The organism is Janthinobacterium sp. BJB446, assembly GCF_002735655.1.
Classification (GTDB): Bacteria; Pseudomonadota; Gammaproteobacteria; order Burkholderiales; family Burkholderiaceae_D; genus Janthinobacterium; species Janthinobacterium lividum.
On record NZ_PDZK01000001.1, the window covers coordinates 765,238 to 787,454 of the forward strand.

Annotated in this window: 21 protein-coding genes; 18 read left to right on the forward strand and 3 right to left on the reverse strand. The window is 64.0% G+C overall.

The window, feature by feature from the left end:
- Positions 1-104: 104 nt before the first annotated feature.
- From CSQ92_RS03485 to CSQ92_RS03495, 3 genes are all read left to right on the forward strand, one after another.
- Positions 105-1,205: a branched-chain amino acid aminotransferase gene (locus tag CSQ92_RS03485; RefSeq protein ID WP_092610671.1), complete on the forward strand. Its 1,101-nt coding sequence runs from the start codon at positions 105-107 to the stop codon at positions 1,203-1,205.
- A gap of 70 nt (positions 1,206-1,275) precedes the next feature.
- Complete coding sequence (locus CSQ92_RS03490; protein WP_099393248.1) at positions 1,276-1,992, forward strand: ribonuclease T2 family protein; 717 nt, start codon at positions 1,276-1,278, stop codon at positions 1,990-1,992.
- Positions 1,993-2,065: 73 nt separating this feature from the next.
- Positions 2,066-3,481 carry an MFS transporter gene (locus tag CSQ92_RS03495; protein ID WP_099393249.1) on the forward strand — a complete coding sequence of 472 codons (1,416 nt, stop codon included), beginning with the start codon at positions 2,066-2,068 and terminating at the stop codon, positions 3,479-3,481.
- 10 nt (positions 3,482-3,491) lie between these two features.
- Here the strand turns inward: CSQ92_RS03495 and CSQ92_RS03500 are convergent, their stop codons facing one another.
- Positions 3,492-5,126, reverse strand: coding sequence for an acyl-CoA synthetase (locus CSQ92_RS03500; RefSeq protein ID WP_099393250.1), 1,635 nt, complete (start codon positions 5,124-5,126; stop codon positions 3,492-3,494).
- 112 nt (positions 5,127-5,238) lie between these two features.
- Here CSQ92_RS03500 and CSQ92_RS03505 point away from each other — a divergent pair, with 112 nt between their 5' ends.
- The 12 genes from CSQ92_RS03505 to bla all read left to right on the forward strand — a co-directional run bounded on the left by CSQ92_RS03505 (position 5,239) and on the right by bla (position 16,465).
- Positions 5,239-5,940: a Crp/Fnr family transcriptional regulator gene (locus tag CSQ92_RS03505; RefSeq protein WP_099387380.1), complete on the forward strand. Its 702-nt coding sequence runs from the start codon at positions 5,239-5,241 to the stop codon at positions 5,938-5,940.
- Positions 5,941-6,002: 62 nt separating this feature from the next.
- Positions 6,003-6,626 (forward strand): hypothetical protein, encoded by a 624-nt coding sequence (locus tag CSQ92_RS03510; RefSeq protein ID WP_099393251.1) that lies wholly within the window; start codon positions 6,003-6,005, stop codon positions 6,624-6,626.
- Positions 6,627-6,646: 20 nt separating this feature from the next.
- Positions 6,647-7,033, forward strand: a complete 387-nt coding sequence (locus CSQ92_RS03515) for a DUF2946 domain-containing protein (RefSeq protein ID WP_230522056.1) — start codon at positions 6,647-6,649, stop codon at positions 7,031-7,033.
- 62 nt (positions 7,034-7,095) lie between these two features.
- Complete coding sequence (locus CSQ92_RS03520) at positions 7,096-7,692, forward strand: SCO family protein (protein WP_070279155.1); 597 nt, start codon at positions 7,096-7,098, stop codon at positions 7,690-7,692.
- Between the two features lie 18 nt (positions 7,693-7,710).
- Positions 7,711-8,187: a copper chaperone PCu(A)C gene (locus CSQ92_RS03525; protein WP_176375330.1), complete on the forward strand. Its 477-nt coding sequence runs from the start codon at positions 7,711-7,713 to the stop codon at positions 8,185-8,187.
- A 122-nt stretch (positions 8,188-8,309) separates the two neighbouring features.
- Positions 8,310-8,966 carry a CerR family C-terminal domain-containing protein gene (locus CSQ92_RS03530; protein WP_099393252.1) on the forward strand — a complete coding sequence of 219 codons (657 nt, stop codon included), beginning with the start codon at positions 8,310-8,312 and terminating at the stop codon, positions 8,964-8,966.
- The gene (locus CSQ92_RS03535; RefSeq protein WP_099393253.1) at positions 8,963-10,171 is read left to right on the forward strand and encodes a multidrug effflux MFS transporter; all 1,209 of its coding nucleotides are present in this window, start codon (positions 8,963-8,965) and stop codon (positions 10,169-10,171) included. The genes CSQ92_RS03530 and CSQ92_RS03535 overlap by 4 nt, the downstream gene beginning before the upstream one ends.
- Before the next feature lie 122 nt (positions 10,172-10,293).
- Positions 10,294-11,640 carry a DUF3422 family protein gene (locus CSQ92_RS03540; protein ID WP_099393254.1) on the forward strand — a complete coding sequence of 449 codons (1,347 nt, stop codon included), beginning with the start codon at positions 10,294-10,296 and terminating at the stop codon, positions 11,638-11,640.
- A gap of 104 nt (positions 11,641-11,744) precedes the next feature.
- Positions 11,745-13,235, forward strand: coding sequence for a hypothetical protein (locus tag CSQ92_RS03545; protein WP_218964031.1), 1,491 nt, complete (start codon positions 11,745-11,747; stop codon positions 13,233-13,235).
- Between the two features lie 64 nt (positions 13,236-13,299).
- The gene (locus CSQ92_RS03550; protein WP_034757543.1) at positions 13,300-13,692 is read left to right on the forward strand and encodes a BlaI/MecI/CopY family transcriptional regulator; all 393 of its coding nucleotides are present in this window, start codon (positions 13,300-13,302) and stop codon (positions 13,690-13,692) included.
- Complete coding sequence (locus tag CSQ92_RS03555; RefSeq protein WP_099393256.1) at positions 13,689-15,446, forward strand: M56 family metallopeptidase; 1,758 nt, start codon at positions 13,689-13,691, stop codon at positions 15,444-15,446. The genes CSQ92_RS03550 and CSQ92_RS03555 overlap by 4 nt, the downstream gene beginning before the upstream one ends.
- 77 nt (positions 15,447-15,523) lie before the next feature.
- Positions 15,524-16,465 (forward strand): subclass B3 metallo-beta-lactamase, encoded by a 942-nt coding sequence (gene bla, locus CSQ92_RS03560; protein ID WP_257219114.1) that lies wholly within the window; start codon positions 15,524-15,526, stop codon positions 16,463-16,465.
- 6 nt (positions 16,466-16,471) lie between these two features.
- Here bla and CSQ92_RS03565 read toward each other — a convergent pair whose 3' ends face one another.
- Complete coding sequence (locus CSQ92_RS03565; protein ID WP_099393257.1) at positions 16,472-16,795, reverse strand: tetratricopeptide repeat protein; 324 nt, start codon at positions 16,793-16,795, stop codon at positions 16,472-16,474.
- A gap of 71 nt (positions 16,796-16,866) precedes the next feature.
- Positions 16,867-17,853, reverse strand: a complete 987-nt coding sequence (locus tag CSQ92_RS03570) for a zinc-dependent alcohol dehydrogenase family protein (RefSeq protein WP_099387388.1) — start codon at positions 17,851-17,853, stop codon at positions 16,867-16,869.
- A gap of 127 nt (positions 17,854-17,980) precedes the next feature.
- Here CSQ92_RS03570 and CSQ92_RS03575 point away from each other — a divergent pair, with 127 nt between their 5' ends.
- The 3 genes from CSQ92_RS03575 to CSQ92_RS03585 are packed head-to-tail and all read left to right on the forward strand — an operon-like array spanning position 17,981 to position 22,216.
- Positions 17,981-18,892: a LysR family transcriptional regulator gene (locus tag CSQ92_RS03575; RefSeq protein WP_099393258.1), complete on the forward strand. Its 912-nt coding sequence runs from the start codon at positions 17,981-17,983 to the stop codon at positions 18,890-18,892.
- Positions 18,893-18,946: 54 nt separating this feature from the next.
- The gene (locus CSQ92_RS03580) at positions 18,947-21,049 is read left to right on the forward strand and encodes a TonB-dependent siderophore receptor (RefSeq protein WP_257219115.1); all 2,103 of its coding nucleotides are present in this window, start codon (positions 18,947-18,949) and stop codon (positions 21,047-21,049) included.
- Between the two features lie 9 nt (positions 21,050-21,058).
- Complete coding sequence (locus CSQ92_RS03585; protein WP_180276922.1) at positions 21,059-22,216, forward strand: DUF1624 domain-containing protein; 1,158 nt, start codon at positions 21,059-21,061, stop codon at positions 22,214-22,216.
- The last annotated feature ends 1 nt before the right edge of the window (position 22,217 follow it).

Below are 22,217 nucleotides of genomic sequence, written 5' to 3' on the forward strand. Positions count from 1 at the left end.
TGATGCGGCGCAACATTGCGGCAAGGCCATCCGCCTCCTCGCCGCGCGCATTAGGCGCTACAATAGGGAATCTCTTTATTCTCCCTGACTCGTCTTCTGCTGCCATGACCACTTCCACACCGAATCTCGTCGTCACCCCATCCGCCCACCCCTTGTCCGACGCCGAGCGCGCCGCGCGCATGGTCAATCCCGCTTTCGGCCGCATCTTCACCGACCACATGGTGGTGATCCCTTACCGCGACGGCAAGTGGCAGCAGGGCGAATTGAAGGCCTACGGCCCTTTGACGCTGGACCCGTCCGCGTCGTCCCTGCATTACGGCCAGGCCATCTTCGAAGGCTATAAAGCGTTTGCCCAGCCCGATGGCAGTATCAAGACCTTCCGTCCGGAACAGAATGCCGAGCGCTTCAACCGCAGCGCCGCGCGCCTGGCCATGCCGGCCATTCCTGTCGAGCTGTTCCTGGAAGCGGGCGACGCGCTTATCTCGCAAGACCGCAACTGGGTGCCGAAGAACACGGGCGAGAGCCTGTACATGCGTCCGCTGATGATCGCCACCGACCCGTACCTGGGCGTGCGTCCATCGGAAGAATACCTGTTCGTGCTGTTCGCCTCGCCAGCCGGCGCCTACTTCCCGAAAGGCGTGAAACCCGTCACCGTGTGGATCAGCGAAGACTTCGTGCGCGCCGCGCCGGGCGGCACCGGTGAGGCCAAATGCGCGGGCAACTACGCGGCCAGCCTGATGGCCCAGTCGCAAGCGCAAGAGAAGGGCTGCGACCAGGTTGTGTGGCTGGACGCCGTGCACCGCGAATTCATCGAAGAAATGGGCGGCATGAATTTGTTCTTCGTTTACAAGGATGGCGAGAAAGTCACCGTCGTGACGCCGGAGCTGACGGGCACCTTGTTGCCTGGCATCACCCGCCGCAGCCTGCTGGAAATGGCGAAAGACCTCGGCTATGCGACGGAAGAGCGTAAATTGTCCGTCCAGCAATGGCGCGACGACATCGCCTCGGGCCGCATGACCGAAGTGTTCGCCTGCGGCACGGCCGCCGTCATCACGCCCGTGGGCGTGGCCAAGGCCAATGGCTTTGAAATGACCATCAACAACAATGAAAACGGTGCCGTCACCCTGGCCCTGCGCGAAGCGTTGCTGGGACTGCAGCATGGCACGGCGGCTGATACGCACGGCTGGATGCATAAAGTTTGCTAAGTTGATGGTGTAATTTCCATACCGCGCCGGCACTCAGTTGCCGGCGTTTTTATATCTTGAAGGAAGCTCGATGAAAATCCGCTCTGTCTTGCCCGCGCTGGCCGCCGTGTTCCTCAGCCTGTCTGCCGGCGCCGTCCACGCGTCCGACGCCAGCTGCGCCATTCCCCGCAACGTCAGCTACTACGATTACGACGTCAAGCCGTCGGACGAGAAAAACACGTGCTACAAGCAAAGCACCAACGTACCCACCGATTACTTCATGCTGGCGCTGTCGTGGTCGCCAGGCTTTTGCGACAGCCAGCGCCGCCGTGGCGCAGTGTCGAAAAAGGCGGCCTTCCAGTGCGCCGAGAGCAACCAGTTCGGCTGGATCGTGCATGGCCTGTGGGCGCAGTCGGCCAATCCGGCCAGCTGCGAAGACATTTCCGTGACGCCGCCGCGCAAGACGGAACTGCACCCGCGCTATTGCAAGGGCAATCTGCCGAAGCTGGCGCCGTCCGACATCCTGCCATATATGTGCATGCAGCCGGGCGAAGCCTTGCTGCAGGGCGAATGGGAAAAGCATGGCGCCTGCGATTTCGATACGGCCAAGGAATATTTCGAGAAGGAACGCGAACTGTTCCAGGCCTTGAAGTTGCCGGATTCCAGCATGCCAAAAAACGAGCTGTTCCAGTGGATGAAGCAGCATAACCCGCAACTGAAGGGCCGCTGGCTCGGCTATGAAAAGCACTCGGGCGAGTTGCGCATCTGCTACTCGAAAGATTTCAAGGTCATCGACTGCCAGAAGTAGGCTGGCCTCTCCTGCAGGTTTCTTACATACATGTTAGTGTATTGTCCGGATCAGCAAGATGAACAGGTAGTATATGCAGCAGTCTATGCGGCAGCAAACGCAAGCCGTGATGGTGGGCGAGGACGGCTTGCCGCCCGGCGCCCGTGTATGGGCCATGCTGGCGCTGGCCATCGGCGTGGGCATGGCCTCGCTCGATACGGCGATTGCCAATACGGCCTTGCCGGCCATCGCCAGCGAACTGCACACGACGCCGGCCGCCTCCGTCTGGATCGTCAACGTGTATCAGCTGGCCATGGTGGCGACCCTGCTGCCGTTTTCCGCCCTCGGCGAAATCGCCGGCTACCGGCGCGTATTCATCTCCGGCATGTTTTTATTTACCCTAGCGTCGCTCGCTTGCGCACTGGCCTGGTCCTTGCCCTCGCTGGTGGTGGCGCGCCTGTTCCAGGGTGTCGGCGCCAGCGCCATGATGAGCGTCAATACGGCGCTGCTGCGCGCCCTGTATCCTAAACACTTGCTGGGACGCGCGTTTGGCAACAATGCGCTGGTGGTGGCTGTCGCGTTTGCCATCGGGCCCACGGCTGCGTCGCTGATCCTGGCGACGGCATCGTGGCCGTGGCTGTTCGCCATCAATGTGCCGCTGGGCGTGGCCGGCTTCTTCCTCGCCAGCCGCATGCTGCCGGCGACCAAACTTTCCGGGCATACTCTCGATGCGCGCACGGCGCTGTACAACGTGGGCGCTTTCGGCTTGCTGATCCTGTTGTTTGGCGACGCGGCCCATCACGCGGCCCTGTCGACCTTGCTGCCGGAACTGGTGGCGGTAGTGATCTTCTTTATTTTGCTGCTGCGCCGCCAGGCGGGGCATGCAGCCCCGATGCTGCCGATCGACCTGTTTCGCCGTCCATTATTCCTGCTGTCGTCGCTGACGGCCATCTGCACGTTTGCCGCGCAGGGCCTGGCCTTCGTCTCGCTGCCCTTCTATTTTGAAGTCACGCTGGGCCGCTCGCCCATTGAGACCGGCTTTTTGATGACGCCGTGGGCCGTGCTGGTGGCCGTGATGGCGCCTGTCGCCGGGCGCCTGAGCGACCGCTATTCGCCCGGCGTGCTGGGCGGCATCGGCCTGGCGGCGCTGGCGGGCGGCTTGCTGACCCTGGTGTGGATACCGGCCCATCCCAGCGTGTTCGATATCGGCTGGCGCATGGCCTTGTGCGGCATCGGTTTCGGTTTCTTCCAGGCACCCAATCTGAAAGCCATCATGGGCAGCGCGCCGCCCGAGCGGGCCGGCGGCGCCAGCGGCGTGGTGGCCACGTCGCGCCTGATCGGGCAAGCCACGGGCGCGGCGCTCGTCGCGTATTGCTTCACGGTTTCCGCCACGCGTGGCACGACATATGCGCTGTGCCTGGCGGCAGGCTTCGCCGCCGTGGCCAGCATCGCCAGCTTCTCGCGCCTGGTGGTGGCGCAGCCGGCGTGGTTGCAAGGCAAGCGCGACTGACAGGTACAAATCAGACGTCGATGGCCTTGTCCGACTGCATGCGCTTGCGCAGTTCGAACTTCTGGATCTTGCCCGTCGATGTGCGGGGCAGGGGGCCGAAATAAATGGCTTTCGGCACCTTGAATCCGGCCAGGTTGTTCTTGCAGAAGGCGATCAATTCCGCTTCCGTCACCGTGCCGCCTTCGCGCAGCTCGACGAAGGCGCATGGCGTCTCGCCCCATTTTTCGTCCGGCTGGGCGATGACGGCGGCGGCCAGCACCTGCGGATGGTGGTACAGCGCGTCTTCCACTTCCACGCTGGAAATGTTTTCTCCGCCGGAAATGATGATGTCCTTGCTGCGGTCCTTCAGCTTGATATAGCCATCCGGATACATGACACCGAGATCGCCCGTGTGGAACCAGCCGCCGGCGAACGCTTCCTGCGTCGCCTTTTCATTTTTTAAATAACCCTTCATGCAGATGTTGCCGCGAAACATGATCTCGCCGATCTGTTCGCCGTCGGCCGCCACCGGCTGCATGGTTTCCGGGTCCAGCACGGCCACGGCGCTTTGCAGGTGGTAGCGCACGCCCTGGCGTGATTTGAGTACGGCGCGCTCTTCCTGACTCAAGGCCGCCCACTCGTCCTGCTCGGCGCAGATGGCGGCCGGGCCATACACTTCCGTCAAGCCATACGAGTGGATCAAGTCAAAACCCATGGCTTCGATCTTCGCCACCATGGCGGCCGGCGGCGGTGCGCCTGCCACCATGCCGCGCACGGTCCAGGCTATGCCGTCGCGCCAGTTGGCGGGCGCATTGGCCAGCGCTGCATGCACGATGGGCGCGGCGCAATAGTGGGTGATGCGCAATTCGCGCATCAGGTCGAACACGAGTTTCGGTTCGAACTTGCGCAGGCACACGTTGACGCCGGCACGCGCGGCCACGGTCCACGGGAAGCACCAGCCATTGCAGTGGAACATCGGTAGTGTCCATAAATACACGGCATGCTTGGGCATGTCCCACTCTAATATGTTCGACAGGGCGTTCAGGGCCGCGCCGCGGTGGTGGTAGACGACGCCTTTCGGGTCGCCCGTGGTGCCGGACGTGTAGTTCAGGGCGATGGCGTCCCACTCGTCCGCAGGCGGTTGCCAGTCGTAGTCGGGGTCGCCGCTGGCCAGCAAGCTTTCATAGTCGAGGTCGGCAAATGCTTCCACTTCCGGTCCCAGCACGTCGTTGACCTGGATCACGCGCAAGCCGGGAATCTGCGCCGCCATCTGGCGCGCCAGCTCGGCAAATTCCGTGTCGGCCAGCAAGACCTTGGCTTGGCCATGGCGCAGCATGAAGGTCAGGGAGGCCAGGTCGAGGCGGATATTCAGGGCGTTGAGGACGGCGCCGGCCATCGGGACGCCAAAGCTCGCTTCCACCATGGCGGGAGTGTTCGGCAGCATCACGGCCACCGTGTCGCCCGTGCCCACGCCCAGCTTGATGAGGCCGGAGGCCAGGCGGCGCGTGCGCGCATAGGTTTCGCCCCATGTCTGGCGCACGGCGCCATGTGCAATTGCCAGGCGATTGCCATATACTGCGGCTGCCCTGGCGATATAGTCGAGCGGGGTGAGGGCGGCGTAGTTGGCGCTGTTTTTGCCGAGGCCGGTGTTGAAATCAGCTGTCATGCTTGTCTCCTGGTAAAAGAATCTTGTAGCTCCCTGTTTCGGGATTGATACCGGTTAGCATAGCACCGGCGCTGGAAAATCACTGTCATCTTAGTGACAACTGAAGGGTGGAATGGATAGCAACGATAGTGTAGACCGTGCCGTGCCCGAACTCGACAGCCACGACTGGTTCACGGCCCTCGATACCGGGCATCAGGCCCTGTTGCGCGCTGGCAGCGTGATCCGGCATTTCGAGGCGGGCGCCTTCATCACGCGGCGCGGCGAACCATCGGCGCACTGGATCGGCGTGCACACGGGCTTGATCAAGCTGGCCGTCTACAACGCCGATGGGCGCGGCGCCACGTTTTCCGGCGTGCCGGCCGGTGGCTGGTGCGGCGAGGGCAGCGTGCTCAAGCGCGAACTGCGCCGCTACGACGTGGTGGCCGTGCGCGCATCGCGCATCATCCTCGTGCCGGTGGACCTGTTTCACCTGCTGCTGGCCGAGAGCCTCTCCTTCAATGCCTTCGTCATCCGCCAGCTGAACGAGCGCATGGGGCAATTCATCGCCACCATCCAGAATCAGCGACTGCTGGCCGTCGACGCGCAAGTGGCGCAAGCCATCGCGCAGCTGTTCCACCCCATGCTATACCCGCGCACGTCCAGCGTGCTTGAGCTGTCGCAGGAAGAAATCGGCTTGCTGACCGGCATTTCGCGCCAGCGGGTGAACCAGGCGCTGGGCCATCTGGCCGAGCTGAACCTGATCAGCATCGCCTACCAATCCATCCGCGTCGTCGACCTGGACGGCTTGCGCCGTTATGGCGTGGCGTCGCTGTGATGACAGACCGGACGCGCGATGTGTGGCATGCTGGCGGCTCGTTCACCACCTTGACCTGACGCATGGCCCTCGTTTCCGATCATCCCTTGCACCTGCTGGGCTTGCGCTTTCCGCTCCGGTTGCGCGTTACCGTGCGCCAGGGCTTTGTGACCTTGCACAATGAAATCACCACCAAGAAACTGGCCAGCGGCGACAGTTTCGTCGTGCCCGCTTTCCTGCGCTTTGCCTGCGACGTGATGCCGGGGCGGGGCAAGCCGGCCGTGTTCACCCTGGCGCTGGAAGGCGACGAGCCCGATGGCGGACACGGCGGCGGCAAGCGCTGGAGCCAGGCGCTGGCGCAGCACATCTTTGATACGCCGCAAGGCAAATGGACGGCTGCGCGCCTGGCGACCCTGTGGCAAGTGACGCCGCACAAGGCCAGGGCGCGCCTGTTTTCCGAGGGCGAGGCATTGCTCAGCCTGGTGCGCGAACAGCGCCTGGCGCACGCGCTGCACACGGCGGCGCAAGCGGATGCCGATGGCGGGCACGGCGAGCGCGACCTGGCGCAAGTGGCGGCCGGCTCCGGCTTTGCCTCGATCCCCGCGTTTTGCGATGCTTGCGTGGACGTGGCGGGCGTGCGCCCCAGCCTGTTCCTGCGCGGCCAGGCGGGCGCGCCTGTGCAACGCGATAGCCAGACTCCGTTATAATCGGGGCCATGGGATCATTATTGAAGCGCAAACAGTGGCATATGTGGTTCGCCTGCCTGGCGATACTGCTCAATGCGCTGTCGCCATCCCTGTCGTATGCGTTTGCTTCGCTGCATGCGAACGCGAACAATGCCGCCGTCGAGATTTGCTCGGCCAGCGGCGCCGTCTACACGCAAGCGGATCTGGCGCCAGCCGCCAAATCCACCACTGATTCCGTGCTGCACCACATCGAGCATTGCCCGTTCTGCATGAGCCATGCGGGCAGCGCGGGTTTGCCGCCGTCGTCAGCATCGCCGCTGCCCGTGATCACGGGCCACGACCTGTATCCGCCATTGTTTTACCAGGCGCCGCGGGCCCCGTTCGCCTGGCTGGCCGCCAGCCCGCGCGGCCCGCCTCTGGCTGCCTGAATACACCCGTCACGCCTTCCACGTCTTAACTGTATCCACTACGCCCATCGGGCCAGAATGTCATGAAACGTCGTCTTTTTCTTCTCGCCGGTACGGCGGGATTGCTCACGCTTGCCGCTTGCGAACCCGCGCCGAAACCCCATTACAACGGCCTCGACTTGACGGGAGGCGATTACAAGCCCGACTTCAAGTTGAGCGGCCCCGACGGCAAGGTCTACACCCTGGCCGATTTCAAGGGCAAATATGTGATGGTCTTCTTTGGCTTTACGCAATGCCCGGACGTGTGTCCGACAGCCCTGTCGCGTGCGCTGGAAATCCGCCAGAAACTGGGGCCGGATGCCGATAAGCTGCAAGTGATCTTCATCAGCATCGACCCCGAGCGCGACACGCCCGAGCTGCTGGGAGAATACATGCGCGCCTTCGACCCCAGCTTCCTGGGCTTGCGCACGGACCCGCAGGCGACGGCGCAGACGGCCTTCAATTACAAGGTCTTCTACCGCCGCGTGCCGAGCGGCAGTTCCTACACGATGGACCATACGGCCATCAGCTATGTGCTCGATGCCGAAGGACGCATGCGCCTGGGCTTGAAACACCAGTTGACGGGCGACGAGTGCGTGCAGGATATCAAGACCCTGATGAAATCGAAATACACCTTATAACCATACCGAGGAATGATCATGACCCATTTGAAAACCCTGCTGGCCACGGCCATGGCCGTGCTGTCCTTCTCCGCCGCTGCCCAGACTTCCGTGCAGATTACCGACCCGTGGGTGCGCGCCACCGTGCCGCAGCAAAAAGCCACGGGCGCCTTCATGCAGATCACGGCGCCGAAAGCCATGCGCCTGCTGGAAGTGCGCTCGCCCGTGGCCGGCGTGGCGGAAATCCATGAAATGAGCATGACGGACAATATGATGCGCATGCGCCAGGTCAAGGAAATCGCCTTGCCAGCCGGCAAAGCCGTCGAACTGAAACCGGGCGGCTACCACGTGATGCTGCTGGAACTCAAAGGGCAGGTGAAGGCGGGCGACAAGATCCCGCTGACCCTGGTCGTCGAAGGCGAGGACAAGCGCCGCGAAACGATCGAAGTCAATGCCGTGGCCCGTCCGCTGGGCGCCACCTCGACGTCATCCGCGATGCCGGCGATGAAACACTAAGCGACGGCAATACGCTTGCAAAGCCTGGTTCGCCGGGCTTTTTTGCGTCCATTTGAAAATTAAACAGCTGTTTGATACAATGCTGAATAATATTAAACAGCTGTTTAAGTGATGGGAATGGCATGACAGAAGAAGTCGAAACGGCGCGCACGCGCATCCTGCAGGCGGCGGTCCAGCTGTTTGCCGACGAAGGCTACAAGCTCGCGTCCGTGCGCAGGATCTGCGAGGCGGCCCACGTCAACGTGGCGATGGTCAACTATTATTTTCATGGCAAGGAAGAGCTGTACCTGGCAGCCTTCGACCATGCGCGCGCGCTCGCGCGTGCTTCGGCCGCTGCCGCGCCGGAGGCAGGCCCGGCGGCGGCCGTGGCGCCCGTGGAACAGTTGCGCCTGGCGATAGAAGCGATGGTCTTCGACATGCTGCGTCCGGGAGCGGCTTCGCTGTTCAGCCGCCTGGTGGCGCGCGAATTGATCGAACCCACGTCCGCCATCCACATGCTGGCAGACCGCGACGTGCGCGCGCACCATGCCCTGTTTACAGGCTTGATCCGTGGCGTGGTGGGCGAGGCCATGCCGGCGGACGTGGTGCAGAAATGCGTGTTCAGCGTGATCGGCCAGGCCGTGTTCTATGCCCGTTCGCGCATCGTGCATGAACTGGTGGCGCCGGAAATTACCTATGACGAGACTGGCACTGCCAGCATTGCGCAGCATGTCGCCGCGTTCTCGCTGGCGGCCCTCGACGGCTTGCGCCGCCAATATACTGTGCAGGCGGGCGCATGAAAGCGCGCAACCTGACCCTGGTGCTGGCCGGGCTGGCCATGCTGGGCCCGTTCGCCACCGATACCTTCCTGCCGTCATTTCCCGCGATCGGCACGCATTTCGACGTCAGCAGCGTGCTGGTGCAGCAGACCCTGAGCGTCTACCTGGCCGCCTATGCCTTCATGACCTTGTTTTACGGCACCTTGTCCGATTCGTTTGGCCGCCGTCCCGTGATTCTCGCCTCGCTGCTGATCTTTGCCGTGGGCTCCATCGGCGCCGCGTTTGCCCCCAGCTTTGGCTGGCTGCTGTTCTTCCGCGGCATGCAGGGCGCCTCGGCGGGGGCGGGCAGGGTCATCGGCCAAGCCATCGTGCGCGACAGCCTGTCGGGCGCGGCCGCACAGAAGATGCTGGCCAATATCATGATGGTGTTCGGCATCGCGCCCGCCATCGCGCCCATTATCGGCGGCTGGCTGCACGTGGCGTACGGCTGGCAATCGACGTTCGTGTTCACCTTTTCCGTCACGGTGCTGCTGTTGCTCGCCTGCCTGAAAGGCTTGCCGGAAAGTTTAGCCGTCGAGCAACGTCAACCATTTCACCCAGGCAACATCGCGCGCAATTACTGGCTGGCCTTGCGCCACCGGGCGTTCCTGCTGCGTTCGCTGGCCGTGGCCTTTGCGTTTGGCGGCTTTGCCCTGTACATCGCCTCGGCCCCGCATTTCATCCTGGAACTGCTGCATCTGCCGGAAACGGCCTTCGGCTGGATGTTCATCCCCATGGTGGCGGGCCTGGTGGGCGGCTCGGCGCTGTCGGGCAAGCTGGCCCATGCGGTGAAAAGCGCCGTGCTGGTGCGCTGGGGCTTGCTGGCCATGGTGGCCACGGGCGCGCTCAATATTGCCTACAACCACTGGTTCGCGGCCAGCATCCCGTTCGCCGTCGTGCCGGTAATGCTGTACGCGTTCGGCATGTCGCTGGCCTTGCCGGGCATGACCATGTCGACGCTCGACATTTTCCCGCAGATGCGGGGCCTGGCTGCCTCCTTGCAAAACTTCGTGCAAATGCTGGTGTTTGCGCTCGTGTCCGGTTTTGTCGCACCGTTGCTGTTCGACAGTGCGTTCAAGCTGGCGCTGGGGCAGGCCTCTGCCGTGGCGCTGGCCGCGTTTTTCTGGTGGCTGGGCACGCGCCAGGACGCGGCGCAGGGCGTGATGAGTATTGTCAAAACGGCATGAGCCGAGTTTGAAAAGGTAGGCATGCTTCCTGCTTTGTTACACTGTGACAATCAGACCCACGCTGCGGGCACAGCAGCACGCGCGCGGGTCTAAGCAGTTTTGCAACTTTACCTTTGGCTATCATGCACTTGATTAACTCCAGTTTGAACCACGCCTTGCGCGTGCCGCTGGCGGCGGAAATCCATTCGCGGCCGTTTTTGCAGCTCGACGCCCCCGAGCTGATCACCCATCTGGCCGTGTATAAAGATGACAGCGCGGCGCCGGGCGTGTCGAATATGGCCGCCCAGCACGCCACCCTGGCGGCCCTGTGCACGCATTTCGGTGTCACGCCGCCCGCCGCCGAAGCCAAGTATTTTTATTACGACTTCGGCCGTTTCCGCCTGAAATGGGAATGCCACACGGAATTTGCCACGTTCACCTTCGCCGAGCATCCGGGACAGGCCTTGCCCCTGGCGCAGGCGTTCGAGCGCATGCCTTTGGCGCAGTTGCCGCAGCAATGGCTGGCGGGCTTGAAGGGCAAGCTGATGGTGGCGGCGCACGTGGTGCTCGAGCAGGCGACCGAGCCGGCCGAGATCTTCATGCAGGGCTTGTCGCGCGTGTTCGAGGGCAATACCCTGGCCGGCAGCAAGGTATTGCAGGGCGGCGAATTGTGGACGGATTTCACGATCCAGTCCGATGGCTTCAGCCGTTTCGTCATCCGCGATGCGGGCATGCGCTCGCAGCAGTCGGGGCGCCTGGTGCAGCGCGTGCTGGAAATCGAAACCTACCGCATGATGGCCTTGTTGGGCTTGCCCTACGCCATGCAGGCGGCGCCATCCTTGAATGCCATCGAGAACGAACTGGCGACCCTGGCCGCCGCCATGGTCGACACGGACGACGCCCCGGGCCTGGTCAAGGCCGACGAGGGTGTTGCCGAGCAAGCCTTGCTCGACCGCATCACGCGCCTGGCCGCCCGCATTGAAAAGCTGTCGCTCGACAATAGCTACCGCTTTTCCGCGTCGAAAGCCTACATGGGCCTGGTCAAGGCGCGCATCGACGAGTTGCGCGAAGTGCGCATCGAAGGCATTCCCACGGTCGAGGAATTCATGGACCGCCGTTTGACGCCCGCCATGAACACCTGCGCAGCGATGGCCAGCCGCCAGGAAGCGATGGCGCAGCGCATCGCCAACACGAATGACTTGCTGCGCACGCGCGTGGGCATCGTGCAGGAATTGCAGAACCGGCAAATCCTGCAATCGATGAACGCCCGCGCGGCGCAGCAGCTGCGCTTGCAGCAAGCGGTGGAAGGCTTGTCGGTTGCCGCCATTTCCTATTATGTGATCGGTCTGTTCAGCTACACGGGCAAGGCGGCTAAGGTGATGGGCTTGCCCGTGAATCCGGAAATCCTCGTCGGCGCCCTGGTGCCGTTCGTGGCCGCCGCCGTGTGGCTGGGACTGCGCCGCATGCACCACAAGCTGCACGCTGACTGAACAGGACGACATCGCGCTGTCATTTTTGCTATCTTTCAACATTCGACCGTCAGGTGTTTTGAAAAGGAAGTGGCGTGCTAGCGAATGTTGGAGATGTTTACAGTGTGTTTTCGCCCGAGCTGCAGCAGTACGTGGCTTGCCAGGTCACCCGCATCAAGGATGCATCCTCGTCCCGGCCCGTAGCTGCCGTGCTGGAGCTGGACTGGACCGGTGACGCCTTGCCCGATGCGGCGGCCGTGCAAGCCATGCGGCCGCTGCTGTGCGATTATTTCTTCTGGAACAATCGCCACGATCACTGCTATGCCACGGCGAACGTGCCGCCTGGCTATACGCTCGTTGGCAATATCGCGCCGCTGGTGGATGTGGAAGTCAACAGCTACCGCAGCGCCTGGTACGTGGGCGACAGCGTGCTGCGCCAGCGCAACTGGGAGCGCATCGATCCGCTGCTGCGCCAGCGGTTCAAGGCCGCGTCGGACCAGCGTGAAGTGACGCTGGGCGGCCAGGTCTTCCGGCAGGACGCGACGAAAATCAATGACAGCGTCTTGCAGGCGCTGGGCGACGTGTCCGAGCTGGAGCAACTGCCTTGCCTGATGTCGATCGAAACTTGCAACGGCACGCAGGCCTTGATGGAGTTTATCCAGGGCAATCCCTTCATCAATGAGCTGGACTGGCAATCATCGACGGTGCATGCACTCGATTTCAGCGGCAGCGGCCTGGAACGCCTGATCCTGCAGCCCGATGGCGTCACCCGCCTGGTCTTGAACGAAGGCTTGAGCCTGCTCGCGCTGCGCAGCGCGCCATCGCCGGCGCTGCGCATCGACGATGGCGCCGACGGCCGCCACCTGACACTGCAGTGCAAGCACGCGCTGCCGCCGTTCCACGGCCTCGGCCAGCTGGGCGGCCTGTCGCTGATCGGCATGAAGGAAGTTGATCTGGCGCACGTGGCGCAGCGTTTTCCCCATCTGACATCCTTGCGCATCTGGGGCAAGCCGGGGATGGCGTCGCAGATGGCCAGCCTTGCGCGGCTGGCCCAGCTGCGGACGTTCACCGCCTATGACCTGTTCGGTTTCACGGCGGAGGAATTTCCATCTGCCGCGCAATTGCCGAAGCTGTCCGCCTTGTGGCTGACCAGCTTGCCAGCTGATGTCGCCAAGGCCATCAAGGCCGGCTACAAGACAGCGGCGGCGCTGGGACTGGACCTGTCGGTCACCAAGGCGCGCAAGCCGGAATGGCTGGCGGATAACCTGCTCAACCCGTTCCGCGACTGGGATGGCCGCGAGCATATTTCCCCCGCGTATGCGAAAAAGGCGGCGCTGGCCTACAAGAACATGCTGGCCGTGACGCGCGGCATCGATGCTGCCATGCAGGCGACGGCGGCCGCCGCCGCGCTGGAGGCGATGGTCGCCGCCTATGTGGATGCCTTCAACAAGATCGAGCGGCGCACGAGCATCATCGAGACGGTCGAGCGCGAGGAAATCTACACGGTGCTGGCCGAGCTGCTGGCGCAGCTGCGGCAGCAACTGGGCGGGCAGGGCGCCACACTCGTCGATGAGGCGGCCTTGCTGGCGCTGTTCGACCGCTTGCGCGAATTCTAGACCAGTCAATCAGTCTAGAAAAAAAGTTCTAGACATTGAGTTCTAGACTGGGTATTCTAGCGGCATGTTAAAAAATACCTCCACTCCCCATCCCACGGCCGCCGAACTGGACCTGCTGCGCATCCTGTGGCAGCGCGGTCCGTCCGACGCCCGCGCCGTGTATGACGCCCTGGCCGCTGAGCGTGCCGACGCCAGTTACGCCACCGTGCTGCGCCAGTTGCAACTGATGCATGGCAAGGGCTTGCTGAGCCGCGATGAAAGCCAGCGGCCGCAGCTGTATGCGGCCGTCGAAGCGCAGGAAAAGCTGCAAACGAGCTTGCTCAAGGACTTGATCGGCAAGGTATTTTCCGGTTCCGGCAAGGCGCTGGTGCTGACGGCGCTGCGCGAACACGTGAGCGACGCGGAACGCCTGGAAATTGAAAAAATCCTGCGCAGCAAGGATGGCGGCGCGCCATGAACCTGGACTTGGGCATAGAGTTGGGCAACCTTGTCCCTGCGCTGGGCTGGGTCTTGCTGTATTTTGTCTGGCAGGGCTTGATCGTCGGCGCCGTCTCCGCTGTATTGCTCTGGCTGTTGCGCCACGCCAGCGCGCGCTGGCGCTATGCCGTGTGCGCGCTGGCGCTGCTGCTGTGTATATGCATTCCCTCCATCCACCTGCTGTCTCTGCTGTCGGGCACATCACTGGCCCAGCTGCCGATGGCAGCGCCGCCCGCCTGGCGCGCCGCGTTGCAAGCGTGGATGCCTGCCCTGGTGCTGGCCTGGAGCGCCGGCGTTGGCTTGATGAGCTTGCGCCTGTGCCTGGGCCTGGCCTGGGTTGGCAGGCTGCGCCGCCAGGCTGTGGCGTCCCCCGCCATCTGGCAGGCGCGCCTCGATGCGCTGGCGCTGCGCATGGGCTTGCGCGGCAGTCGGTCAGTGCCGCTGAAGCTGCATGCAGGCCTGGCCAGTCCCGTGACGGTGGGTTTCTGGCGCCCCGTCATCCTGCTGCCGGCCGCCTTGCTGAGCGGCATGCCCGTCGCCTTGCTCGAAGCGCTGCTGGCGCATGAACTGGCGCACGTGCGGCGCTGGGATTACCTGGTCAACCTGTTGCAAAGCGTGGCCGAGGCGCTGCTGTTTTTTCACCCCGTCGTCTGGTGGCTGTCGGCGCGCATGCGGGCCGAGCGGGAACAGGTGGCCGATGCCCTGGCCGCGCAAGCGCTGCAAGACCCGCAGCAGCTGGCCACGGCGCTGCATGCGCTGTCCCTGCACGCTGCCGCGCCGCATCATTCCGGCTTGCTGATGTCGGCACGGGGCGGGGCGTTGCTCACGCGCATAGAACGGCTGATGGCGCCAGGGCTGGATACGGCCGGCTGGAAACTGGCCGTGCCTGCCTTGCTGCTGGCCTGCGCCACCCTGTTGTTGCAGGCGCAGGAAAAGCCCGCAGTCAGCGGGGCGATGCTGGCCGAGGCTGCCGCCGGCATGCTGGCCTTGCCCGTCAGCGCGAAACACATGCTGGTGTTCGATGACGCCAGCGGCAAGGTGTTGATGGCGAAGGATGCGGATGCCGTCGTGCCCATCGCCTCGATCACCAAGCTGATGACGGCCATGGTGGTGCTCGATGCGGGGCTCGATCCCGATGAACAGTTGCGCATCGTGCGCGCCGACGGCGATGCGTCGCTGCAGCGCCACAGCCTGCTGGCCGATGGCGTGGCCGTGTCGCGCGGCGCGCTGCTGCAACTGGCGCTGTTGCCGTCCGAAAACCGCGCCGCCGCCGCGCTGGCACGCACCTATCCCGGCGGCAACACTGCCTTTGCGCAAGCGTTGCAAGCGAAGATCCGCCACCTGGGCTTGCGCCGCACCACCTTGACGGACCCCGTCGGCAGTTCTCCCGCGAATACGTCCACGGCCAGCGAGGTGGCGAAGATCGTCGCGGCGGCCGCGCGCTATCCGGACATCGCGTGCATCACCAGCCATCCGCAGGCGAGCGTGGCCGTCAATGGCAAGACGCGCACCTTGCACAACACCAATCCGCTGGTGGGCGGCAAGGGCTGGGACATTCTGCTGTCCAAGACGGGCAGCAGCAACGAGGCGGGCAGTTGCCTGACGATGCGCATGCGCAGCGGCGGCAAGCACGTCACCGTGGTGCTGCTGGACGCCGCCGGCGCGCAGCGGCGCTCGCTCGACGCCGGACACATCCGCGACACCCTGGCCGGGAGCCCAGGCCGCATGCATTGATACCCCCCCGGGCGCGCCAGTGCGGGCGCCCATCTTTTTACACTCTGGAGATGAAGATGACACTATTGGCGAAGTTGATGCTGGCTACGGTTGCGACCATGGCAGCTGGCACGGTGCAGGCGAAGACCCCTGCACCCATGCAGGATAAACCTGTCGATTGCGATAATTGCAAGGAATGGAACGCGCCCGTCAAGCCGTTCAATATCTATGGCAATAGCTGGTATGTGGGGACGGCCGGTTTGTCCGCCGTGCTGGTGACGAGTCCGCAGGGCCATATCCTGCTCGACGGCGCGCTGCCGCAATCGGCGCCCCTGATCGTGGCGAACATCAAGGCGCTGGGCTTTCGCATCGAGGATGTGAAATACATCCTCAATTCGCATGCGCATTGGGACCATGCAGGCGGCATTGCCGCGCTGCAGCGGGCCAGCGGCGCCACCGTGATGGCCAGCGCAGCGGCCGCCCCGGTGCTGCAAAGCGGCACCAATGGCAAGGATGATCCGCAATACCAGGCCAATCCCGTGGTGCATGTGGCCAAGGTGCGCAAGGTCAGCCTGGTGGGCGAGGGCGATACCGTCAAGGTCGGACCGTTGTCCTTGACGGCCCACATGACACCGGGCCACACGCCGGGCGGCACGACGTGGACCTGGACCTCGTGCGAAGGCGACCGCTGCCTGGACATCGTGTATGCGGACAGCCTGAACCCGTATGCGAGCGGCGATTTCCGCTATACAGGCAAAGGCGCGGGCAAGGGTGGCACGCCTGACATTTCGGCCTCGTTCGAAGCGAGCATCGCCAAGGTGGCCGCCTTGCCATGCGACATCATCATCCCCGTGCATCCGGGCACGACGGACGTGCTGGGCAAGGCCGCCAAGCGCAGAGGCACGGACAATCCCCTGATCGATGCGAATGCTTGCCGCGCCTATGCGGCCGAAGCGGGCGGCTTGCTGGCCAAGCGCCTGGCGAAGGAACGGGGCGTCGCGTTACCAGCCGAAGTCAAGGACGCCGCGCACGCGCATTAAACGGTTTTACCCTGCCGCCTGCCGCTGTTTTTGCAGGCGTTTCAGGAACACCGTCATTTCCTTGACGGCTTGCAGGTCGCCTTGCTGCTGGGCCACAGTCACGCCCGTGGTCCAGGCCGCCTGCGCTTCGTCCAGCCGGCCAAGCTGGTGCAAGGCCTTGCCCAGCAGCTTCCAGGCGGCGGAATAGCCGGGCTGCTGCACGGTGGCTTGCGCCAGGTGCAGCGCCGCTTGCTCGGCGTCATTGTCTTTCAGGCAGGCGTCGCCCAGGCCAAAGCGCAGCAGGGCGTTGTCGCGCCCCTGCGCCAGCAGTTTTTCCAGCTTTTCACGCATTCCCGGCCTCATCAATATACAAGTTTATTCTTGCATATTAACGCTTCGGCGCGTGGGGAACAAGCCTGCGTTCAATCCCCCACATCCACCACCAGCTTGCCGCGCGCGCTGCCGTCGATTTGCGCCGCATGCGCATCGTGCGCCGTGCGCAAGGTAAAGCGGCGCGGGTCGAGCCGCACCTGCAGCTTGCCCGCCTCGATCAGCTTGTTGGCTTCGCGCAGGATGGCGCCATGGCGCGCATGGCCTTGGCCGCTCAACAGGGGCAGCAGGGTGAACACGCCCGAATAGCTGGCCGCGCGCGCCGTCAGCGGGCTCAGGGCGAACGTGCCCCAGCCGAGGCAACTGACGACGTGGCCGCCGTAGATGCGTGCCGCCTTGAAACTGGCGTCCAGGGTAGCGCCGCCCACCGTGTCGTAGACGATGTCGAAGCCGGCGCCGCCCGTGTGTTCGGCCACGTAATCATCCACCGTGCTGGTGCGGTAATCGATGAAGCGGGCGCCCAGCGCCTCGATGGCAGCGCGGCTGGCCGCGCTGCCCGTGGCATATACCGTGGCGCCAAGGGCGACGGCCAGCTGCACGGCCATGTGGCCGACGCCGCCCGCGCCGCCATGCACGAGTACGCTGTCGCCTGCCTGCACGTGGGCGCGGTCCACCAGCCCTTCCCAGGCCGTGATGAAGACGAGGGGCAGGGCGGCCGCTTCGCGCATGCTCAGCGCTGGCGGCACGGGCGCCAGCAGCGCTGCGTCGAAGACGCCGTACTCGGCCAGCGAACCCTGGATGCCGCCGATGCCGCCAGCCATGCCATAGACTTTTTCGCCCGTGTGAAAAGTCGTCACGCCATCGCCCACGGCCGCCACCGTGCCGGCCATGTCGATGCCGAGGATGGCGGGCAGGCGGGGCCGGGCGTGCGGGGCGGCGCCGGCGGCGATCTTCGTGTCCAGCGGATTGACGCCGCTGGCGGAGATGCGCACGAGGACTTGGCCGGGACCGGGCTGCGGCACGGGCAGGTTGGCCATGCTCATGGGGGCGGCAAAGGTGTTGAGGACGAGGACTTGCATGGGATTCTCCTGTGGTTGATGCCCCAGTCTAGGCGGGAACGGTCCAAAGAAAAATGGGGCGCATCCCGATGCACTATTTCAGTATCGTGGATAATCGCAGGAATCAAGGAACTCACAGGAGACCGGCATGGACAGACTGGAAGCAATGAATGTGTTTTGTGCCGTGGTCGAGGCGGGCGGCTTCAGCAAGGCGGCGCAGCGCCTGGGCATTTCCACGTCGTCCGTGACGAACCAGGTGGCGGCGCTGGAAAAGCATTTCGGCGTGCGCCTCTTGCAGCGCACCACGCGCAGCATGTCGCTCACGGCCGAAGGCCGGCAGTGCCATGCGCAGGCGCGCCAGGTGCTGGCCGACATGGCCGCGCTGGAAACGAGCTTGCTGCAGGCGGCCGAGCGGCCATCGGGCAGCTTGCGTGTGGACATGCCCAGCAGCATCAGCCGCAACTTGGTGGCGCCCGCCTTGCCCCGCTTTACCGCCGCCTATCCCGACATTTCCCTGCGCCTGACGGTCAGCGACCGCCTGGTCGACATGGTGGAAGAGGGCATCGACGTGATGCTGCGCATCGGCGCACCGCAGGATTCATCGCTGGTGGCGCGCAGCCTGCTGAAGATGGATTATCTGTGCTGCGCCTCGCCCGCCTTTGTCGCCCGGCATGGCATGCCGCGTACACCGCAGGAACTGGACCAGTTTGCCTGCCTGCATTTCCTGTACCCGAAATCGCGCCAGGTGCGGCCCTGGCTGTTCCAGGCCGGCGAGGGCGATGTGGCGTATGCGCACACGCCGCCGGCCGCCCTGGCCTTCGACCATATCGAATCGATGATCGCCGCCGCCCAGGCCGGCTGCGGCATTGTGCAGGCCCTGTCCGTCTCCGTGTTGCGGCCCTTGCGCGAAGAAACTCTGGTGCCCGTGCTGCAACCGTATCGCACGCGGGGGCCGGATCTGTGGGCGCTGTTCCACCCGCGCCAGCTGCGCGCGGCCAAGGTGCAAGTGTTTGTGGAGTTCCTGGCGCAGATTTTTCACGAAGGCTTTAATGAGAATTGATTATCAATTATAATGCAAGCCTATTGCATTGAATTGTCCATTGTCAGGAATCCCATGTCCGTGTTTTTACGCCGCCCCGTGGCACTGTTGCTTGCCGCCGCCAGTCCCCTGACGCTGGCAGCTGACCCTGCTGCCGACCAGCCCGATGCGCAGGACGTCGTCACCGTGAAGGCCGAGCGCCAGCATTACCGCAGCCTGTCCGCCACGGGCGCCACCAAGACGGATGCCTTGCTGATGGATTTGCCGCAAAGCGTACGCGTGCTGACCGGCGACTTGCTGCGCGACGCCGGCGTGACGACCCTGGCCGGCGCGCTGGACCTGGCCAGCGGCATCGCGAAGCAAAGTCCGCTGGGCGGTTTGTGGGACAGCTACGCCATGCGCGGCTTTACGGGCGACCCGAATTTCGGCTCCGACTACATGGTCAACGGTTTCAGTTCCAGCCGCGGCTACAACGGCATGCGCGACGGCGGCAATACGCAGGCTATCGAAGTGCTGAAAGGCCCCGCTTCGGCCCTGTACGGCCGGGGCGAGCCGGGCGGCACGGTGAACATCACGACGAAGAAGCCGAAATTCGCGCCCGAGTACAGCGCCGATGTGTCGCTGGGCAGCTTTCAGACGCGCCGCGCAGCTTTGGATTTGACGGGACCGCTGAGCGCCACCATCGCCTACCGCCTGAACGCGGCGCATGAAGAAGGGCACAGTTTCCGCGATACCTTGAAAGTCGAGCGCAGCCTGTTTGCTCCCTCGTTTCTCTGGCTGCTGGGCGAGCACACGACCGTGTCGTATGAAATCGAAGCGGTGCGCCAGCGCGCGCCGTTCGACCGCGGCGTGGTGGCCGTGAACGGCAAGCTGGGTCTTGTCCCCGTCTCGCGCTTCCTGGGCGAGCCGGGCGACGGGCCCATGACGGTCAAGTCGCTGGGGCAGCAGCTGTTCATCCACCACGCGCTGTCCGACGACTGGACGGTGCAGGCGGGCGCCTCTTACCGAGACAGTGAATTGAGCGGTTATTCGACCGAGGCAAACAAGCTGCTGGCCGATGGGCGCACCCTGAACCGCCAGCGCCGCCACCGCGATTTCTCCGCCACCGACGTGTCGGCCCGCGTCGAAGTGCTGGGCAAGTTCAGGACGGGCGCGCTGGCGCACGAGGTACTGGCCGGTATCGACGCCTATCATTTCGATGACCACCGGGTGCAGCTGCGCCGCAATCCTTCGGCCGCGAATGCCTATGCCATCGACATCTTTAATCCCGCGTATGGCGGCAGGGCCGATCCGCTGGCCCTGTCCATCGACACGCAGGAAGGGCAAAAGGCGCGCGGCCTGTATGCGCAGGATCAACTGAATCTGGGCGCGCAATGGAAGGCGCTGGTCGGCGTGCGCCACGATACGTACACGCAGGACGTGATGAACAATCGCCTGAACGTGAGCAATCGCCAGTCGCTGTCGGCCACGAGTCCCCGCGCGGGACTCGTCTACCAGCCGTCGAAGGCATGGTCGCTGTACGCGAGCGCGGCCAAGGGCTTCCGCCCCAACAGCGGCATCAGCATCGCCAACCAGGCTTTCCCGGCGGAGCGCAGCCGCTCGTATGAACTGGGCGCCAAGCTGGAAACGGGGAAGCTGACGGGCACCGTGGCCGTGTATGACATCCGCAAGAGCAATGTGCTGACGACGAATCCCGCCAACACGGATTTCGCCATCGCGGCGGGCGAAGTGGGCAGCCGGGGGCTGGAACTGGACGTGTCGGGCGAAGTGGCGCGCGGCTTGCGCGTCTCGGGCGCCTATGCGTACACCAACGCCACCGTCACGCGCGGCGACAATACGATCGTGACGGGCAGCCGCTTCGCCAACGTGCCGCGCCACAGCGCCAACCTGCTGGCCACGCAGCAATTCGTGCTGGACACGGGCACGGCCAGCGTGGGCGGCGGCGTGCAATATGTGGGCGAGCGCCTGGGCGACGTGGCCGTCAGCAGCAGTTTTACTTTGCCGGCCTACACGACGGCCAGATTGCTGGCATCGTATTCGCCCAACGCACAATTGCGCCTGGCCCTGAACGTGGAAAACCTGTTCAACCGCAGCTACTATGCGAGTTCGTATAGCCAGCTGTGGGTGGCGCCGGGGGCGGAGCGCACGGTGACCTTGCATGCCCATTACCGTTTTTAAGCAATCACTATGACATCGACTTCTTCTGCCACCCTGCGCACCCGCATCGCCGTCATCGACGTGCTGCGCGGCCTCGTCATGCTGATCATGCTGTTCGACCATGTGCGTGAAACCGTCTTTTTACACCACCAAGTGGGCGACCCGATGGATGCGGCCAGTGTCGATCCGGCCCTGTTTTTCACGCGGCTGGCCGCCCACGTATGCGCGCCCATGTTCGTTTTCCTGACGGGCTTGTCGGCCTGGCTGTATGCGCATCCGGCCGCCGGGCCACGCAGCGCCACGGGCTTCTTGTTCAAGCGTGGCTTGCTGCTGGTGGTGCTGGAACTGGTGTTCGTCAATTTCGCCTGGAGCGGGGCGTTTCCGCCAGCCGTGCTGTATCTGCAGGTGATCTGGGTCATCGGCCTGGCCATGATGGCGCTGGCCGTGCTGCACCAGTTGCCGTTGAAAGTGCTGGCACTGTTGGGCGTGGCGATCATCGCGGGCCAGCATTTGCTCACGGGCTTGCGCGCGGAAGAGGGCAGCTTTGCCTATTACGCGCTGACGGTATTGCTGCAACGGGGGTATCTGGTGGCGGACGGCGCCATGAAGATCAAGGTCAGTTATCCGTTGCTGCCGTGGATAGGCGTGATCCTGCTCGGCTATGCGACCGGGCCCCTGTATGCGCGCGGCCGTTCGCCGGAGGGGCGGCGGCGCCTGCTGCTGGCGCTGGGGGCAGGCAGCTTGCTGTTGCTGGCCGTGCTGCGCGGCTTCAATATCTATGGTGAAACCCTGCCGTGGGTGTCGGGCGACACGGCCTTGCGCACGGCCATGAGCGTGCTGAACTTCACGAAATATCCGCCATCGCTGGACTTCTTGCTGTTCACCCTGGGCCTGGGTATGCTGGGCCTGGCCTGGCTGGAGTCGCTTGACAACTGGTTTACGCGGGCTTGCGCCACCTTTGGCGGCGCCCCCATGTTCTACTACTTGTTGCACCTGTATCTGCTGCTACTCATCGGCATCAGCTTGACGGCCGTGCTCGGTGCCAATCACGGCAACCGCTATGGCGTCGAGCATATCTGGCAAGTGTGGCTGATCGCGCTGGCCCTGATGCCCGTGCTGTACTTTCCCTGCCGCGCGTTCGCCAGCTACAAGCGCACCTCGCAACGGGCGTGGGTGCGCTATTTCTGAA

Bases quoted from the DNA above. Each gene is read 5' to 3' on its own strand.
- CSQ92_RS03530 (WP_099393252.1), top strand. From the start codon at position 8,310: ATGACAGAAGAAGTCGAAACGGCGCGCACGCGCATCCTGCAGGCGGCG.
- bla (WP_257219114.1), top strand. From the start codon at position 15,524: ATGCTGGCTACGGTTGCGACCATGGCAGCTGGCACGGTGCAGGCGAAG.
- CSQ92_RS03505 (WP_099387380.1), top strand. From the start codon at position 5,239: ATGGATAGCAACGATAGTGTAGACCGTGCCGTGCCCGAACTCGACAGC.
- CSQ92_RS03500 (WP_099393250.1), bottom strand. From the start codon at position 5,126: ATGACAGCTGATTTCAACACCGGCCTCGGCAAAAACAGCGCCAACTAC.
- CSQ92_RS03575 (WP_099393258.1), top strand. From the start codon at position 17,981: ATGGACAGACTGGAAGCAATGAATGTGTTTTGTGCCGTGGTCGAGGCG.
- CSQ92_RS03495 (WP_099393249.1), top strand. From the start codon at position 2,066: ATGCAGCAGTCTATGCGGCAGCAAACGCAAGCCGTGATGGTGGGCGAG.
- CSQ92_RS03535 (WP_099393253.1), top strand. From the start codon at position 8,963: ATGAAAGCGCGCAACCTGACCCTGGTGCTGGCCGGGCTGGCCATGCTG.
- CSQ92_RS03510 (WP_099393251.1), top strand. From the start codon at position 6,003: ATGGCCCTCGTTTCCGATCATCCCTTGCACCTGCTGGGCTTGCGCTTT.
- CSQ92_RS03570 (WP_099387388.1), bottom strand. From the start codon at position 17,853: ATGCAAGTCCTCGTCCTCAACACCTTTGCCGCCCCCATGAGCATGGCC.
- CSQ92_RS03540 (WP_099393254.1), top strand. From the start codon at position 10,294: ATGCACTTGATTAACTCCAGTTTGAACCACGCCTTGCGCGTGCCGCTG.
- CSQ92_RS03520 (WP_070279155.1), top strand. From the start codon at position 7,096: ATGAAACGTCGTCTTTTTCTTCTCGCCGGTACGGCGGGATTGCTCACG.
- CSQ92_RS03580 (WP_257219115.1), top strand. From the start codon at position 18,947: ATGTCCGTGTTTTTACGCCGCCCCGTGGCACTGTTGCTTGCCGCCGCC.
- CSQ92_RS03525 (WP_176375330.1), top strand. From the start codon at position 7,711: ATGACCCATTTGAAAACCCTGCTGGCCACGGCCATGGCCGTGCTGTCC.
- CSQ92_RS03490 (WP_099393248.1), top strand. From the start codon at position 1,276: ATGAAAATCCGCTCTGTCTTGCCCGCGCTGGCCGCCGTGTTCCTCAGC.
- CSQ92_RS03555 (WP_099393256.1), top strand. From the start codon at position 13,689: ATGAACCTGGACTTGGGCATAGAGTTGGGCAACCTTGTCCCTGCGCTG.
- CSQ92_RS03585 (WP_180276922.1), top strand. From the start codon at position 21,059: ATGACATCGACTTCTTCTGCCACCCTGCGCACCCGCATCGCCGTCATC.
- CSQ92_RS03550 (WP_034757543.1), top strand. From the start codon at position 13,300: ATGTTAAAAAATACCTCCACTCCCCATCCCACGGCCGCCGAACTGGAC.
- CSQ92_RS03565 (WP_099393257.1), bottom strand. From the start codon at position 16,795: ATGCGTGAAAAGCTGGAAAAACTGCTGGCGCAGGGGCGCGACAACGCC.
- CSQ92_RS03485 (WP_092610671.1), top strand. From the start codon at position 105: ATGACCACTTCCACACCGAATCTCGTCGTCACCCCATCCGCCCACCCC.